17 protein-coding genes are annotated in these 15792 nt (G+C 26.8%); 12 read left to right on the forward strand and 5 right to left on the reverse strand.

What is annotated here, in order from left to right; all coding sequences use genetic code 11:
* Nucleotides 1-142 precede the first annotated feature (142 nt).
* From ACTG47_RS07490 to ACTG47_RS07520, 7 genes are all read left to right on the forward strand, one after another.
* Nucleotides 143-616, forward strand: coding sequence for a type I restriction enzyme HsdR N-terminal domain-containing protein (locus tag ACTG47_RS07490; protein WP_479926668.1), 474 nt, complete (start codon nt 143-145; stop codon nt 614-616).
* A gap of 281 nt (nt 617-897) precedes the next feature.
* Nucleotides 898-1782: a sigma-70 family RNA polymerase sigma factor gene (locus ACTG47_RS07495; protein WP_021384276.1), complete on the forward strand. Its 885-nt coding sequence runs from the start codon at nt 898-900 to the stop codon at nt 1780-1782.
* A gap of 667 nt (nt 1783-2449) precedes the next feature.
* A complete protein-coding gene (gene murJ / locus ACTG47_RS07500) occupies nt 2450-3994 on the forward strand; it encodes a murein biosynthesis integral membrane protein MurJ (RefSeq protein WP_479926669.1) in 1545 nt (514 codons plus the stop codon).
* 35 nt (nt 3995-4029) lie between these two features.
* Nucleotides 4030-4689 (forward strand): deoxyribose-phosphate aldolase, encoded by a 660-nt coding sequence (deoC, locus tag ACTG47_RS07505; RefSeq protein WP_169470279.1) that lies wholly within the window; start codon nt 4030-4032, stop codon nt 4687-4689.
* Between the two features lie 180 nt (nt 4690-4869).
* Complete coding sequence (locus ACTG47_RS07510) at nt 4870-5250, forward strand: GntR family transcriptional regulator (protein ID WP_169470278.1); 381 nt, start codon at nt 4870-4872, stop codon at nt 5248-5250.
* Entirely contained in the window at nt 5243-6118 is an 876-nt protein-coding gene (locus ACTG47_RS07515; protein ID WP_479926670.1) for an ABC transporter ATP-binding protein, read from the forward strand. Before ACTG47_RS07510 ends, ACTG47_RS07515 begins: the two co-directional genes overlap by 8 nt.
* Nucleotides 6119-6913 carry an ABC transporter permease gene (locus tag ACTG47_RS07520; RefSeq protein ID WP_479926671.1) on the forward strand — a complete coding sequence of 265 codons (795 nt, stop codon included), beginning with the start codon at nt 6119-6121 and terminating at the stop codon, nt 6911-6913.
* Between the two features lie 79 nt (nt 6914-6992).
* On the opposite strand, the gene cdeA is transcribed toward ACTG47_RS07520, so the two are convergent.
* Nucleotides 6993-8318: a multidrug efflux MATE transporter CdeA gene (gene cdeA / locus ACTG47_RS07525; RefSeq protein WP_479926672.1), complete on the reverse strand. Its 1326-nt coding sequence runs from the start codon at nt 8316-8318 to the stop codon at nt 6993-6995.
* Nucleotides 8319-8740: 422 nt separating this feature from the next.
* On the opposite strand from cdeA, the gene ACTG47_RS07530 reads away from it, so the two are divergent.
* From ACTG47_RS07530 to ACTG47_RS07545, 4 genes are read left to right on the forward strand one after another with little or no spacing between them, the layout of a single operon-like run.
* A complete protein-coding gene (locus ACTG47_RS07530) occupies nt 8741-9325 on the forward strand; it encodes a TlpA family protein disulfide reductase (protein ID WP_479926673.1) in 585 nt (194 codons plus the stop codon).
* Nucleotides 9318-9467 (forward strand): CD1871A family CXXC motif-containing protein, encoded by a 150-nt coding sequence (locus ACTG47_RS07535; RefSeq protein WP_479926674.1) that lies wholly within the window; start codon nt 9318-9320, stop codon nt 9465-9467. The genes ACTG47_RS07530 and ACTG47_RS07535 overlap by 8 nt, the downstream gene beginning before the upstream one ends.
* 10 nt (nt 9468-9477) lie before the next feature.
* Entirely contained in the window at nt 9478-10362 is an 885-nt protein-coding gene (locus ACTG47_RS07540; protein ID WP_479926675.1) for a 4Fe-4S binding protein, read from the forward strand.
* 21 nt (nt 10363-10383) lie between these two features.
* Nucleotides 10384-10944: a hypothetical protein gene (locus ACTG47_RS07545; RefSeq protein ID WP_479926676.1), complete on the forward strand. Its 561-nt coding sequence runs from the start codon at nt 10384-10386 to the stop codon at nt 10942-10944.
* Nucleotides 10945-11147: 203 nt separating this feature from the next.
* Here ACTG47_RS07545 and ACTG47_RS07550 read toward each other — a convergent pair whose 3' ends face one another.
* Nucleotides 11148-12008, reverse strand: coding sequence for a creatininase family protein (locus tag ACTG47_RS07550; protein ID WP_479926677.1), 861 nt, complete (start codon nt 12006-12008; stop codon nt 11148-11150).
* Nucleotides 12009-12132: 124 nt separating this feature from the next.
* Here ACTG47_RS07550 and ACTG47_RS07555 point away from each other — a divergent pair, with 124 nt between their 5' ends.
* Nucleotides 12133-12666: a PadR family transcriptional regulator gene (locus tag ACTG47_RS07555; protein WP_479926678.1), complete on the forward strand. Its 534-nt coding sequence runs from the start codon at nt 12133-12135 to the stop codon at nt 12664-12666.
* A 144-nt stretch (nt 12667-12810) separates the two neighbouring features.
* Here ACTG47_RS07555 and ACTG47_RS07560 read toward each other — a convergent pair whose 3' ends face one another.
* From ACTG47_RS07560 to ACTG47_RS07570, 3 genes are all read right to left on the reverse strand, one after another.
* Nucleotides 12811-13458: a lactate utilization protein gene (locus tag ACTG47_RS07560; protein ID WP_479926679.1), complete on the reverse strand. Its 648-nt coding sequence runs from the start codon at nt 13456-13458 to the stop codon at nt 12811-12813.
* Between the two features lie 326 nt (nt 13459-13784).
* A complete protein-coding gene (gene cotB, locus ACTG47_RS07565; RefSeq protein ID WP_479926680.1) occupies nt 13785-14699 on the reverse strand; it encodes a spore coat protein CotB in 915 nt (304 codons plus the stop codon).
* A 156-nt stretch (nt 14700-14855) separates the two neighbouring features.
* The gene (locus ACTG47_RS07570) at nt 14856-15470 is read right to left on the reverse strand and encodes a YdcF family protein (RefSeq protein ID WP_479926681.1); all 615 of its coding nucleotides are present in this window, start codon (nt 15468-15470) and stop codon (nt 14856-14858) included.
* Nucleotides 15471-15792: the final 322 nt, after the last annotated feature.

Consider the following 15792-nt stretch of genomic DNA (forward strand, 5'->3'; position numbering starts at 1 on the left):
TACAAGATTGTAATAAAAAAGGGAATATAAGGAATATAATAAAAAAATAATTTTTGTAAGAGATTGAAAAAACAATTAATGTAGTATACTATAATATAGAAATGATTATGATAAGGTTACAGAATCGGAAGGAGAAAAATAAATGTCAAAAGAATTAGTAAAAGATAGAGTAATAAAATATTTAATAGAAGACTTATTAGTACCTCAGGATATGATTGATACAAATGTTGAATTAGCGGAGTTTGAAGAAGGTGCAGAAGGAGTTTTAGATATTATTGTAAATGTTAAAGATGAAGAAGACTATTATGCACCTGTAATGATAGTACAATGTTTGGATGAAGATATAGAACTAGAAGGTGAAGTTTTACAAAAACAAATAGAATTTTTAGAAGAAGTGGATAATATAACCATGTCAGGTAGATTGGTTTTAACTAATGGAGATGCTATGATGTATGCTGATTGGAGAGGCGAAGAATACAATACTGAGGCAGCTCTTCCAACTTATGACATAATGGTAAAAGAGTTTAATGAAATGGAACAACAGGTAAAAGATTTAGAAGAACATCACCATCATGATGAAAATTGTGGATGTGGATGCAATCATCATGAAAATTAAATATCAAACATATATATTAAAAAAGACTGTTTATTAAGCAGTCTTTTTTTTAGACATATATCATTCTAAAGACTAAGGATATAACAAAATAAATTATATATATAGGGAGGATATTGGTGTTAAAAGTAGAATAGTATAATAGGTATAGTTTTTATAACTTTGTATACATAATATACAAAACAACTTGATTGAGGAAGGGGATATTATGTAATTGTAGATTATGTAGATTTAAATTATTTATTTTTGTTTTAGCAAATTCTATGAATAGAAGGGGTTTGATTATGGATACTAAAAAAGAAAATAATTATGAAAATTATATTTGTGTGGGTTCATCAAATGTATCAAATGCGATGAAAATGTATTTAAAGGAAATTGAGGAATACAAAATGTTGTCAGCGGGAGAAGAGGTAGAGCTGGCTAAAGAAATAATCAACTCATCTTCAGTAGCAAAGGAAAAGTTTATAAATTCAAATTATAGGTTGGTAGTGAGTATAGCAAAAAGATATAAAAGAGACAGTATTGATATGTTAGACTTAATTCAAGCAGGAAATATAGGACTTATAAAAGCAGTAGAGAAGTACGATTATAAAAAAGGATATAAATTTAGCACTTATGCAACTTGGTGGATAAAACAAAGTATAACAAGATATATTGACGATTGCGAAAATACTATTAGGATACCTATACATCTTCATCAAAGAATAAATTTTGTAAAGAAAAAGAAACAAGAACTTTTAAATGTATTATTAAGAGAACCAACTGTAGAAGAGATTGCAGATGCGTGTGGTCTTGAAGTTGATAAAGTATTGGAATTATTAAGAAGAGATAAAAATGTTGTATCTTTAGATACTCCATTAAAAGAGGATGAAGATAGTAGTTTAGTTGAATTTATACCATCAGATGCTGATTTTAAGGATGTTGTAATACGAGAAGTTGAACAACATAATTTAAAAGAAAAAATAGAAGAATTACTTACAGGTCTTGGAGAACAAGAACAGCAAGTTTTAAGAATGAGATTTGGGATTGATGATGATGACCCTAAGACATTAGAACAGATTGGCAAGGTATTTGGAGTTACTAGAGAACGAATAAGACAAATAGAGGCTAAAGCAATAAGAAAGTTAAGACATCCAAGTAAGTTAAAACAATTAAAGCATTTTTATTAATATTTTTAAATATAATATAAAAGAAAGTAGGGGAAAGGCTCTCCTACTTTTATTTTTTCTATAGAAGATAGTAGCTACAAATAGTTTAAGTAAAGAATAAGAATACACCTTAAGCAAAAAGAAATCAGAAAAAGTATATAAAGTAAATCGTGGTATAAAAATATATAATTTTATTAAAAATGTATTTATATAGTTTTATTAGGTATTCTTCATTGAGGAGAATACCTTTTAAATTTTCCATAAATGAATAGTTATTTAGTGAAAGTGATTAAAGTTTTTCAAAATAGATAAAATATGTTAAAATATAACTTAAAAAAGATGATAAAAATGATTATATCTTTTCATTATGTGGAGATTATTAAGTTATAAGAAATTAATAAGATGAAATTTAGAGATATAACCAACATAGATGTTTTTTTTGTTTTACCAAGATTAGAAAATGATAACTCCATTTCTGTGGATTCAATTAAATTTATACTACTATCCTTAAATTGCAACTATGGAAAATATTGTAGAAATAAAAACATAAAGACAGTGTTATTTATGATATGTTAAAAAATAAATACTGCTATTATCTTTGTAAAATATGGGAATAATAGATTAAATCATATGTAATAAGCTAGCTTTTAATGAATTAAAAGAAGTGGGTTAGAAGTGGAGTGATAAAATGAGCAAGGTGGCTAAAGCAACTTTTTATTTGATGATAGTTACTATAATCTCTAAGATTCTTGGAATGGGTAGAGAATTAGTGCTATCATCAATTTATGGTACAGGCTTATACACAGAAAGTTATTTAACAGCTATGAATATACCAAATATTATATTTGCAGCAATTGGGACTGCTATAGTTACTACTTTTATTCCAATGTATCAAGACATAAGTAGTAAACAAGGTGAAAAACAAGCATTAAAGTTTTTAAATAATGTTTTAAATATAATAGTTGGTATATGCATAATTGTTGCTATATTAGGTATTATTTTTTCAAAGCAACTTGTAAGCATATTTGCAATAGGATTTGAGGGCGAAAGATTTTTACTTACTGTAAAATTTACTAAAATATTGATAACAGGAATAATATTTATAGGTATTACTAGTGTTATGTCAGCATTTTTGCAAATTAAAGAGAACTTTATTGTAGTTGGATTTGGGAGTATACCTTATAATATAGTAATAATTGTTTCAATAATGCTAAGTACAGTACTTGGACCATACATACTTCCGATTGGTGCCGTGATTGCTATGGTAGTTCAGCTACTTTTTTACATGTTTTTTGTTAAAAAAACGAACTATAAATACTTATACTACCTAAATTTTAAAGATGATAGCCTTATTAAATTACTGACATTACTCTCACCAGTATTTATAGGTGTTGCTGTTAATCAAGTAAATTCATTGGTAGATACAACTTTAGCCTCTACACTAGTTAAAGGTAGCATTCCTGCACTTACTTATGCAGATAGATTAAATGGTTTTGTTACAGGGACATTTACAGCTTCAATAGTATCTGTTATGTATCCAATGCTATCAAAGTTAAGTGCAGAAAATAATCAAAAGAAATTTACAAGCTCAGTTAAATCTAGTATAAATATGATAATAATCTCGATGATTCCTATTTCAGTTGCATCCATTTTTTTTGCGACTCCTGTTGTTAGAATCATTTTTGAAAGAGGAGCTTTTGATGCTAGAGCAACTCAAATGACAGCCACTGCTTTAATTTTTTATGCAGTTGGTATGACTGCGTTTGGTTTAAGAGATATTTTAGGAAAAGTTTTTTATTCATTACAGGATACAAAAACACCTATGGTAAATGGGATTATATCTGTATGTGTAAATATAGTGTTAGATTTGATTTTAATAAAACCAATGGCTCATGGTGGTCTTGCACTTGCAACTAGTTCGTCATCGATTGCATGTATACTATTACTTTTTTGGAATTTAAAAAGAAAAGTTGGATATTTTGGTCAAGATAAAATAATAAAAGCAACTTTGAAATCTTTAGTTGCATCTTTTATTATGGCTATTTTATCATACTTTACTTATAAATTTGTATTTGGAATTTTGGGATTAGGTACATTTAATGAATTTATATCATTAACTATTTCAGTTATAGTTGGAGGTGGAATTTACACATTATTAATGACTATTTTTAAAGTTGAAGAAGTTGACATGATACTAAATATCGCAAAAAGAAAACTGCATTTAAAAAGGTAGTTTAATTATATTAATCACACATTTAGGAGGATTTTATGAAACATATATTAAAAACAGTAGACCATACTATTTTAAAAGCTACCACTACATGGGAAGATATTAAACTTTTATGTGATGAAGCTATAAATATGAATGTAGCATCAGTTTGCATACCACCTTCATATGTAAAAAGGGCAACAGAATATCTAAATGGGAAAATAAAAGTATGTACAGTAATAGGATTTCCTTTAGGATATCAAACTACTGCTACAAAAGTATTTGAAGCAAAAGATGCTGTTGAAAATGGAGCAGATGAAGTTGATATGGTTATAAATATTTCAGATATAAAAAATAAAGATTATGACAATATAGAAAATGAGATAAAAGAAATAAAAAAAGCTATTGGAGAAAAAATATTAAAAGTTATTATAGAGACATGTTATTTAGATGAAGATGAAAAGATAAAGATGTGCGAGATAGTGACAATATCAGGTGCAGATTTCATAAAAACATCTACTGGAATGGGAACAGGTGGAGCTACTTTAGAAGATATAAAACTTATGAAAGAACATGTTGGAAAAAATGTAAAGATAAAAGCTGCTGGAGGGGTTAAATCAATTTCTGATGCAGAAAAATTTATAGAAGCAGGAGCTGAAAGATTAGGAACTAGCTCGATATGTAAGATATTAAAGAATGAGAATACGACAGACTATTAAAGTTTTGAATTTATTGATAACCAATAATTATTAAAATTTAATTATGAATTTATAGAATAAAAAACAGAGGAAATTTTTCCTCTGTTTTTTATTTGGTATTGACAGGTAATCTTTTTCAAGATATTATAAGTTATATAGTTAATTACTTGAGTAACTAACTAATAAAGGAAGGAGGAACCTATGAAATTAGTATTAAACAATGAAGAACCTATATTTATTCAGATAGCACAAGCAATTGAAGATGAGATATTATCAAATGGAATAAAAGAAGAAGAACAGGTTCCATCAACAACAGAGCTTTCAAAGCTTTATAAAATTAATCCAGCCACAGTACTAAAAGGAATAAATATACTGGTTGATAAGAATATTTTATATAAAAAGAGAGGTATAGGGATGTTTGTATCAGAGGGGGCAAAAACTATTATAAAAGAAGCTAGAAAAGAAAATTTCAAACATAATTTCATAAAAAATCTACTTCAAGAAGCCAACAAATTAGAAATAAATAGAGAAGAATTAGTTGATATTATAATCAATTTTAAGGAGGATATAAGATATGAGTAGTTCTATTAATATAAAAAATTTATCTCATAGTTTTAAGAAACAAAAAATTTTTAGTAATATGTCTCTAAATTTTGAAGCAAATAAGATATATGGTTTATTAGGTAAAAATGGAGCTGGAAAAACTACACTATTAAACATAATAGTAAATCAGTTAATTCAAAATGAAGGCGAGATAGAGATATTAGGAAATAACTTAAAAGAAGATGTAAAAGTATTGGAAGAAGTTTGTATTGTGAGAGAAAAAGAATTTTATAGTCCAGATTTTAAAGTGAGTCAGATCTTTGAGTATTCTTCTAGTTTCTATAAAAATTATGACAAAGGATTAGAAGAAGAATTATGTAAATATTTTGATTTAAATACTAAAAAAAAGTATAAACAATTGTCACGAGGAATGAAAACTATACTTTCAAATATAATAGGTGTTTGCTCTAACTCACCTATAACTATATTTGACGAGCCAACTATAGGTCTAGATGCAGTAAACAGACAAGAATTTTATAACATAATTTTGGATAATTATATAAAAAATCCAAGAACTATAATAATATCAACTCATTTGATTGATGAAATAGATAACTTATTGGAACATGTAATAATATTAAATGAGGGAAAGATTATTGTAGATGAAGAGCTTGATGTTATAAAACAAAAAGCTCACTATATTACTGGCGATAAAGAGGAGTTAGAAAAATTAGAATCTATAAGAAATATAAAACCTAAAAAGATATTTGGGAATAAAGTTGCTTATTTTTACTATGGTGATTTTAATGAAAATGATGAAAAGGTGATTAGAAATTCAAATATTGATGTAGGATACATAGGATTACAAGACATGTTTGTTAACATGACTAAAAAGGAGGGATTATAAGTGAATGAATTAAAACCATATATAAAATTTTTTAATAAAAATACTAAGATATATATAATTACATTTGTAATTATGGGAATTATTATGAGTATTTTGCCAGTAGCTGCTCTCAAGGTTTTTGGTGAAGTATCTAAAGATAATCTATATACAACTGTGAATCCTATTTCAACATATCTAACTATACTAATATTTGTGTATAGCGTAAATATGGTAAATAAAGATTTTTCTGGAGCTTTAAGTATAAGGGCAAATAGAAAAAGTTGTATAAAAGCTATTGTGATGAATGTAATTATTTTAAGCTTTATAATTTCTGTTGTAGGTATAGTTTTGATTTTTTTATCAAAATTATTTATAGAGATTATAACAGGTTATAGTGTAGACCTATCAGTTATACTAAGGAAAGATATGATTTGGACATCTATATCTGCATTAATAGAGCCAAGAACATCGAGTATACCACTAACTTATTTAAATTATTTTGTACAGATATGTATAAATGAAATATGTATAGGTTTTATAGGTGCATTATTAGGTGCTTTTACATATAGAGTTAGAAAAGCCAGCAGTGCTGCTATATTGATAGGATTACCTATACTGATGATAGTTTATATAGTTAACTTTGCAACTAAGAATATTCACAAGATACTTATGTTTTTAGAAAAAATTATTTATTCATTTCAGAATCCTTTTATTTTATTAGGAACAAAAATAGGAATTATAGTTATTTGTATAATATTTATAATTTTATTGCTTAGAAAGGCACCAATTAAAGATTATGCAAATGATTTATTATAAATAAAATAAACCTACCTAAAATCAAATTTATAAATTTGTATTTTAAGGTAGGTTCATTTATTTTAATAAGTATATATTTTTAATAGTTATATCTACTTTTATATTTTTTAATAAGTGGAATAGATATAAATATAGTTAGAATTTCAGCAAATGGGACTGTAAGCCATAATCCAGTTAAATTCAACATAGGAGGTAGTATTACTATTCCTATGATTATAAAAACAAAGGCACGACTAAAAGATATAATAGCTGAAATTTTTCCATTGTGAAATGCTGTAAAAAAACCTGATGCAAAGATATTTATACCAACAAATAAAAAAGCAAAAGCAAATATTTTTAATCCATGTAAAGCTAAGTCAAATACTTCGTTATCAGGGTTTACAAAGACCCTAACAATAAGTGGCGCAAAAACTAAAGCAATAATGAACACTAAAAGAGACGAAATAAATATAAATTTTAAAGAATGTTTAAATGTTTCCTTTAACTTCTCACTATTTTCAGCACCAAAATTATAACTTATTAATGGAGATACTCCAGCGGCAAATCCTAGATAGACTGATGTCATTAAAAAATGAGCATACAATACTATAGTAAGAGCAGCAAGTCCATTTTCTCCTGCTAACTTTAAAGCTACTACATTAAACAAGAAGGTTGTAATTCCTGTAGATAACTCTGTAACCATCTCAGAAGAACCATTTATCATAGTGTCTCTTATAAGTCTAAAATCAGTTTTTGGCTTTTTTAGTTTTAGTGTAGACTTACTTGATAAGAAATAAATAATACCTAAAACACAAGTTAAAATAATACCTATAGCAGTTGCAACAGCTGCACCTAAAAGTCCCATTCCAAAATATTTAATAAATATATAATCTAATATTATATTTGCCACACCGCCACTAACTGATAGAAATAAACTGAATTTTGAGTTTCCGTCAGTTCTTATAAAGTATTCAAATATGAACTTTAAAATATAAAATGGTGTACATAAAATCATAACTTTACCATAAATTATACAATAGGGTAGTAATTTATCTGTTGCTCCAAGTAAAATAGATATTTCTTTTACAAAAAAATAAGAGATTATTGTGAATAAAACTCCAACAATCAATGAAAATAAAACTATAAAAGAAAATGTAGAGTTAGCCTCGTCTTGTCTATTTTCGCCCATACGTATAGAAACTATAGCTCCTCCTCCAGTTGCCATCATTATTCCAAATCCACAAACAAGGTTAATTATAGGTAGTACAATATTTATACTAGCAAGAGCATCTGAACCAACTAATGTTGATACAAAGATACCATCTATTATTGTGTATAAAGATATAAATATCATGGATATAATTGCAGGAGAAACAAATTTTAGAAATTCAAAAGTAGTGAATTTTCTTGTAAATAAATTTTCCATAAATTTTACCTCCTTTTATTACTCTCTATATATAATAAGCTATATAGTAACTATATAGTCAAGAAAAACTTTGTATGTATGATAGATGGCTTCAAGTCAACAGAGGACTATATTGAAATGAATCTATAACTCTAATTAATGAACTCATATTAGAAAAAAAGCTATATTATATTAAAAAAATCCAACTATTTCTTAAGAAAATCTTTAGAAATATATGCATATAATCTTAAGATTTACAATCTATGATAGGGATATAAGATTTTGTCTGATAAGAAATATATTTTAGTAACTGTATATCTTTTATATAATTTGTTTTAAATTAGTTCTTATTTATTAAATATGATGACTCTATTATAGAAGATAAGTTACTTTTATTTCAATCAGCTATCTTATGTACTATATAGATGTTAGGGGTGTCAATTATGAAAAGGTTTTATGTACTAGTTTTAGGATGTATCTTTGTTTTAGGTGTACTTTCTGGTTGTAGTAAGAAGGAATCTAAGTCAGTAGAAACGAGTAAAGAGAATCATGAATGGTTTACTAATTTGGAAACAAAAGATATCGATGGAAATAAGGTAACAAAAGATGTATTTTCAGATAAAGAAATTACACTTATTAATGTATGGACTACTTGGTGTGGACCATGTGTAGGTGAAATGCCAGAACTTGAGACTTTGTCAAAAGAATATGAAGCTAGTAATTCTAAAGTAGCTGTAAAAGGATTAATTGTAGAAGTTAAAGGGACTGATATGAGAGCTGGTCTTTCAGATGAAGAAAAAAATTTAGTTAAAGATATTATGAAAAAATCAGGTGCTACTTATCAGCAATTAACAGTATCTGAAGAACTTAAAAAGACTAATTTTAAGAGAATTATAGAGTTTCCAACAACATATTTTGTAGACAAGAAAGGAAGGCTTGTAGGTGAGAAAATTACAGGGGCAAATAGTAAAGAAGAGTGGAAAGCAATTATAGATGAAAGATTGAAATTGGTAAAAAATAATGAGTAACTTTATTAAAGATAATAAAAAAGGCATTTCTATTATTGTAGTTAGTATTTTATTTATTCTATTTGGTGAATATCGTGGAGAAACAAATATAGTATTAACCAAAGCAATTATGATTTGTCTTGAGTGTATTGGTATTGGTTAGGAGAAAAGATATGAAATTATTATTTAAGGTAAATAATAATATAAGGCTTATTACTCAAGTTGCATTTATAGCATTAACAAATGGATATGTAAATGGTTTTCTGGAAGGAACTATATATGGAGGAGAAAGTAAAAAATTATGTGTACCTGGGTTGAATTGTTATTCATGTCCAGGTGCACTTGGGGCATGTCCAATAGGTTCACTACAAGCAGTTTTATCAAGCAGAGAATACAAATTCTCATTTTATGTTATTGGTTTTTTAATGGCATTTGGGGCTTTTTTTGGTAGATTTGTTTGTGGTTGGTTTTGTCCTTTTGGACTTATTCAAGACTTATTATATAAAATACCATTTCCAGCAAAGATAAAAAAAGTTTATGGTGATAAATATTTAAAATATCTAAAATACATAGTCTTATTAGTATTTGTAATTATTCTGCCAATTGTTATTGTAAATGTAGCAGGAGGTGGAAATCCTTGGTTTTGTAAATGGATTTGCCCTTCAGGGACGCTTTTAGGAGGAATACCACTTATTTTAGGAAATGAGAATTTAAAAGAATCAATAGGATTCTTATTTAGTTGGAAGCTGAGTATTTTAATGTTGATATTATTTGTGTCAATAATGGTATATAGACCATTTTGTAGATACATTTGTCCATTAGGTGCAATTTACAGTTTTTTTAATACTGTTTCAATATATAGATTTAAAATTGATAAAAATAAATGCACGAATTGTAAAGTATGCCAATTAAAATGTAAACTTGATGTGCCAGTATATAAAGATGTAAATAGTTTAGATTGTATAAGGTGTGGTGAATGTATAAAAGCTTGTCCACATAATGCAATTACTACTACTTTTTCAAAAAATATAAAAGAGAATAATATTTGTGTAAAATAATGTATAGGGAGATATAATTTAATGAAGAAATTTACTATATGTATTATGGGGTTTGCAATATTAGCATTGGTATTAACTGGATGTGCCAACAACAATGAGATAAGAAATGAAGTAGATAACATGTTTAATGCAATAAAAATACAAGATTCAGATAACATAGATAAGTATTTCCCAAAATCAGGATTAGGTAATTTAATATATGAAGATAAAGAAGGTTTTAATATGTATTCTAAAAATATGACTTGGGAGGTTTTAGATATTAAGAAGAATAAAGATAAAGTTGTTGTAGAGCTGAAATTTAATAATACTGATATGGTTTCTATACTAAAAAAGAATCCTCCTAAATTAGGAGAAATGATGCCAAATCCAACTATGAAAGATATTGATTCTGCAAATAAAAAAGAATTTAATCTTACATTAGAGCTTGTTAAATCTGAGGATAATTATATTTGTAAAATCACTCAAAAATCTCTAATGAAATTGATAAATGTAATTACTGGAGGTGGTACAGACTATTTGGCTGACTACAACAAAGATTATTATAAACAACTTGATGAAGAACAAAAAAATTATGAAAATTAAAATAATTAATTGTTTGAATATAAATAGAATATAAAATAGCACTTATAATCGATTATAAGTGCTATTTTATATTCTATTTATATCTAGTATATTTTATGTAAATGTTTTTATATATTGTAAATAAATTGTATAATTTTATAAACTTTGAACTGTAAAAATAATTATAAAGTCCTAAATTTTCAATGAATTTTAAAGTATAGGTTTTAAATTTTAAGTTTTAAACTGGGTATATGATATAAAGGATGGTACATATATTTTTCATAATTAGAACGAAGAATAAAATTATGTGTAGCTTTACAGATTTGTTCGCCAACATTATTATTTAATTCAATTCCTAATTCTTTGCTGGCTTCTTTAGGAAATCCAATATGACCCTCATTTTTGATTGTGTCAATAACTTTTTGAGTATTCATCATTTCCTTATCTTTAATAGATATATCAGGTCGTTTTTGATAATTATCATTTACTAATTCAGGATACAGTGCTAACATGTTTGATGTTTCAATCCATCCCGCATGAAAATCATTTGGGAATAGTCTGATTTTATCTTCAACAAAATGAGGAAAATTTCTAGCTATTTCTTTTTGCTCAGAACTAAAAATTGAACCCATAGGTGCAATTGAAACTACATCATGCTCTTTGTTGATTGATTCACAAGCTTGTTCTATAGTAATTGTATGTAGTGGGTCAGCATGGCCAGATATAACGATGATGTTTGTAACACCCCACTTAATGATGTTTTCTAATGTACTATAAGTTATTTTGTAAATCAATTCTCGGCTAGCATGAATATTACCTGGGAAAGTTCCCATATCTGCAAAACCAAGAGGTATTATGGGGAGTTTCCCATAATAATAATTAGGTAGAAGCAAATCTAGTTTTTCAATAGCAAGATTAATCCATGCTTCTGTTTCATAAATATCTACACCTATTGGCAGATGTTTACCATGTTCCTCTATTGGTGCTATTCCAATAAATACTACCAATTTTTCTTTGTCTAAATTTAAAATATCTTCCCATGAAAGATTAAGCAAGTTACAATTCATAGTCTTGAACCTCCCCAAAACTTATTTTAGTTGAAGTACTCTTTTTTTTTAGTATGTTTAATGATAAAATGATAATGTAAGAATATAGTACTCTATATATAGAGTACTATATATACATAATAGTGTCAAGGAGGAAATAGATTTGCTTTCAAAAACAATGACTATTCTTTTAGGAATTATCCAAGAAAAACCAGTAAATGCATATGAGTTAACTAAGCTACTTTCTAAATTAAATGTGAAGAGTTGGTATAATATTGCAGATTCAACTGTATATGCAACAATTAAAAGTGCTGAAAAAAAAGAATTTATAGCTGGATGTATTGAGAAAACTGGTAATATGCCAGATAAAACTGTTTATAGTATTACAGAAAAGGGAAAACAAGAATTATTAGATACTATAGAAAGCTTCATTTGTAATTTTGACTATGATATAACTCCATTTTCAATAGCAGTGTTTTTTATTGAGGTATTAGAAAAAGATAGAAGTATAATCTTATTAGAAAAGAGAAAGCTTTTACTGAAAAAATATAAAGATGGAATCGAGAAACAGATTGAGAATATGAAAGAGCAGTGTGTCAATGAGGTTTTTATAGGAAATACAGTTCAAAGCTTATATATTGTTGAAGCACAAATAAAGGGTGTAGATATTTTAATTCCTAAAATTAAGAGCATGTAAATAAGTTAAATTAAAAAATAGATGTAAAAGTTTTAATGGAGTATGAAGGTGGTAGAATGAAAGCTTTATGAAAGAATTTTCTTCTACCACTTTTATAAGTAAGTTATTTAATTCTTTATAGTGTTGATAAAATATATGTATATTTTATAGACCAAGATTTTCTCCTACTAAGATTACCTTTATCTTGTTTGCTGGACGACTGATTCTTGTAGTTACCATATATGCACAGCTACTTTCAGGACTTGTGCAATCTATACAACTTCCATTGATATAACAAGGAGTGTTTACATCCTGAAAACGTTGTACAACTGCTGGTGCGGCAATTGTTCTAGCTCTTTGTATTGCATCATCAATATTTTTAACAATTTTATTCATACCAGCTACAACTATAACACTTTTTGGGCCATATATCATTGCAGCTACACGATTTCCGTTTCCATCGATATTGAAGAGTTGTCCATCTTCACTAATTGCGTTACTACTCATTAAAAAAGTATCACATAGAAGCGCTTGACGCATAATTTCTGTTCTTTCTTCTGGAGTTTTTGCTAAATCTCTATCAATGACTTTTAATCCTTTATCTCTAATAGCAATTTGTACTCCTATTTCTTTAAGAGTTTCAGAACCTCCCCATGATACTACATGATTTTGAGGAATCAAATCTAAAATTTGTTGTAAAGCATCATTCTTAGTTTTACAGTAATAAGCATCAAAGTAACGTTTTTTAAGAGATTTAACGATATGTGGTCCTAACTTATCATATCGTTTTTCTAATGGTGTTTGTCTTGTCATACTAAAATCACTCCCATATTTAAGTTTTAAGATTATAACTACAAATTATCAATGTAGTTATAATATAGTTATAACATAAATATTTCTTTAGGATAAGATTTACTATTAAAATTTCGATAAATCACTAGATGGAGAGATATACTTACAAAAATATACTTATGGATATTTTTAGTCTTACATTTATTAAAAATAAAGTTATTAATCATGGATAATTAGTTCTTTTAAAAATAAGTGTTTTGAATTATATAGAATATAAAAAAATAAAGGTACGACTTATGTGTACCTTTATTTTGATTGAAATACATAGAGATTAAAAGAAATTTTAATTACATATTTTTATAACTTTCCAATATTCTAATATAGTGGTTGGCCTCCCTTAATACATGGTCTGCCAAAAGTGGTAATATTATAGATTTTATCTTACATTCTTCTATTCCTGATGTTCCTGCCTCTTTAAAATCCTTAAATTCAACAGTTTCATTTAGTGTTTCCTCTGTAATATTTGCTACATCAGTATCAGTCATTTCATTTGTTTTTTCAATTAATTCTTGGAATTTTATGGAAAATTCATTTGCAGTATTTATTAGTTCGCTTTCAGAGGGATCGAGTAATCCTCTCATAAATAGTGCATGCTCCATCATAATATGGTCCCAAAATAGTTCTATTTCTTTAAAATTTTTCAAATCAATATCTACTTTATTTTCAAGGTCAATTACATAGGAACGATACAAGTTTGCTTCATGTATTATATGTTCAATAAGTAGTGGATAGTTTGAAGTAAACAAGGTACATGATAGTACTCCATCTAAAACTCTTTCTTTTAAGTCAATAAGCCCATCAAGTAACCTTATTGCATCAGAGTTAAGCTGAGCTACATAGTCTACTAAATCTTGACCAATTTGTGGATTTACACCACTTTGTAGATTTAATTCTCTTGTAGTTAAGTTTTGATTTATTTCTATTCCTGTAAGTTCTTCCGTTTTTTGTTCTGCATTCAATGTGAGAGTGGTTACAATTTCTTCTGAATACAATATATCAGGTCTAATTATACCATTACTAGCACTAACAGTATATGATAATAAATCTTCAAATTGCTTTTTATAGTGGTCAGCTTCCATAGCAAGATTATAATCTTTATGTGTAAATCCTGCCTCTAGAAAAAGAGAATGTTCTTTCATAATTCTTGCAAAAAATAAATGTAATTCTAGTGATAAAATAGCATACTTTTGATTATCTATCATAATTTCCTCCCTTTAGAAAGTATCTTATTTATAATACTTTATTCGTAATATTTAAATTTATGTGTATTAGGGATAAATTAACTAAATTCCATTACTATTAATATCAATATTTTTTACTTAATGATAGTTAAAAAATTTACTTTATTAAAATTTTTATTAGATGTACGAATAATACTTTATTGAAAATTTCATTCTATATCCTATATAAAAAAACTCCTCTCTTGCTAAAAATGGTAGCTTGCTCTTTAAACTCATATATCTTGTTGTAGGTGTTGGAGAACTATAAGCTTCTATTTTATAATCATTTGCCATTAGCATGGCTCTTTTCATATGAAAGGGGTCACTTACAATAATAGCTGTATGATATGAATTTTCATCCATTATTAATTTGGCATTTTTAATATTTTCTTGTGTTATATTTGATTCTTCTTCAATTAATATGGATTCTTTTGGTATTCTATGATTTATTGCATATTGTTTTGCAATAGAGGCATCAGACTCTCTATTTCTATGTCCAATACCTCCTGTAAAAATTAATTTATCAGAATAGCCATTTTGATAAAGCCATATTCCATGATTTATGCGTTCTTGGAAAACTGGTGATACTTTTCCATCTGAAGTACCAGCACCAAGCACAATTACAACATCTGTTAGTTTTTTCTCATCTAATTTACTATAATTCAAGATGCTACTTGTTGTTATTACAATATATACAACTATTGTGATTCCTATGGTTACCAATAAGTACTTTATTAGATTTTTTTTTTTCATATTTATTCTACCTTCATTAAAAAAATTATGATTTATTTACCTATTTCTTGTAATAATTATAGCATGATTTTATAATATATTCATTTTCTATGTTTTTGTAAAGTCACTTGTTAGAGTAATACGAAACAAATGTTTTTTGCAAAACAAGAACTTTTATAAGAAAATTTGAATAAATATGAAGCAAGCATAATTAAATATAGGGGACAAATTGACGAATTAAAGGTATTATAAGCAAAAAATAAAGAAAAAATAAAAGCCTTATATGAGTGTAACTTAAATTCTCTTAGAATATGCTTAAGTGATTTGTTGAAAGAAGAATTAT

Source organism: Clostridioides sp. LIBA-6622 (genome assembly GCF_056716095.1).

Excerpts from the sequence above, each read along its gene's own strand:
- ACTG47_RS07545 (WP_479926676.1), top strand. The coding sequence starts at position 10,384 with ATGAAGAAATTTACTATATGTATTATGGGGTTTGCAATATTAGCATTG.
- ACTG47_RS07535 (WP_479926674.1), top strand. The coding sequence starts at position 9,318 with ATGAGTAACTTTATTAAAGATAATAAAAAAGGCATTTCTATTATTGTA.
- cotB (WP_479926680.1), bottom strand. The coding sequence starts at position 14,699 with ATGATAGATAATCAAAAGTATGCTATTTTATCACTAGAATTACATTTA.
- ACTG47_RS07530 (WP_479926673.1), top strand. The coding sequence starts at position 8,741 with ATGAAAAGGTTTTATGTACTAGTTTTAGGATGTATCTTTGTTTTAGGT.
- ACTG47_RS07570 (WP_479926681.1), bottom strand. The coding sequence starts at position 15,470 with ATGAAAAAAAAAAATCTAATAAAGTACTTATTGGTAACCATAGGAATC.
- ACTG47_RS07540 (WP_479926675.1), top strand. The coding sequence starts at position 9,478 with ATGAAATTATTATTTAAGGTAAATAATAATATAAGGCTTATTACTCAA.
- cdeA (WP_479926672.1), bottom strand. The coding sequence starts at position 8,318 with ATGGAAAATTTATTTACAAGAAAATTCACTACTTTTGAATTTCTAAAA.
- ACTG47_RS07560 (WP_479926679.1), bottom strand. The coding sequence starts at position 13,458 with ATGACAAGACAAACACCATTAGAAAAACGATATGATAAGTTAGGACCA.
- murJ (WP_479926669.1), top strand. The coding sequence starts at position 2,450 with ATGAGCAAGGTGGCTAAAGCAACTTTTTATTTGATGATAGTTACTATA.
- ACTG47_RS07510 (WP_169470278.1), top strand. The coding sequence starts at position 4,870 with ATGAAATTAGTATTAAACAATGAAGAACCTATATTTATTCAGATAGCA.
- ACTG47_RS07495 (WP_021384276.1), top strand. The coding sequence starts at position 898 with ATGGATACTAAAAAAGAAAATAATTATGAAAATTATATTTGTGTGGGT.
- deoC (WP_169470279.1), top strand. The coding sequence starts at position 4,030 with ATGAAACATATATTAAAAACAGTAGACCATACTATTTTAAAAGCTACC.
- ACTG47_RS07515 (WP_479926670.1), top strand. The coding sequence starts at position 5,243 with ATGAGTAGTTCTATTAATATAAAAAATTTATCTCATAGTTTTAAGAAA.
- ACTG47_RS07490 (WP_479926668.1), top strand. The coding sequence starts at position 143 with ATGTCAAAAGAATTAGTAAAAGATAGAGTAATAAAATATTTAATAGAA.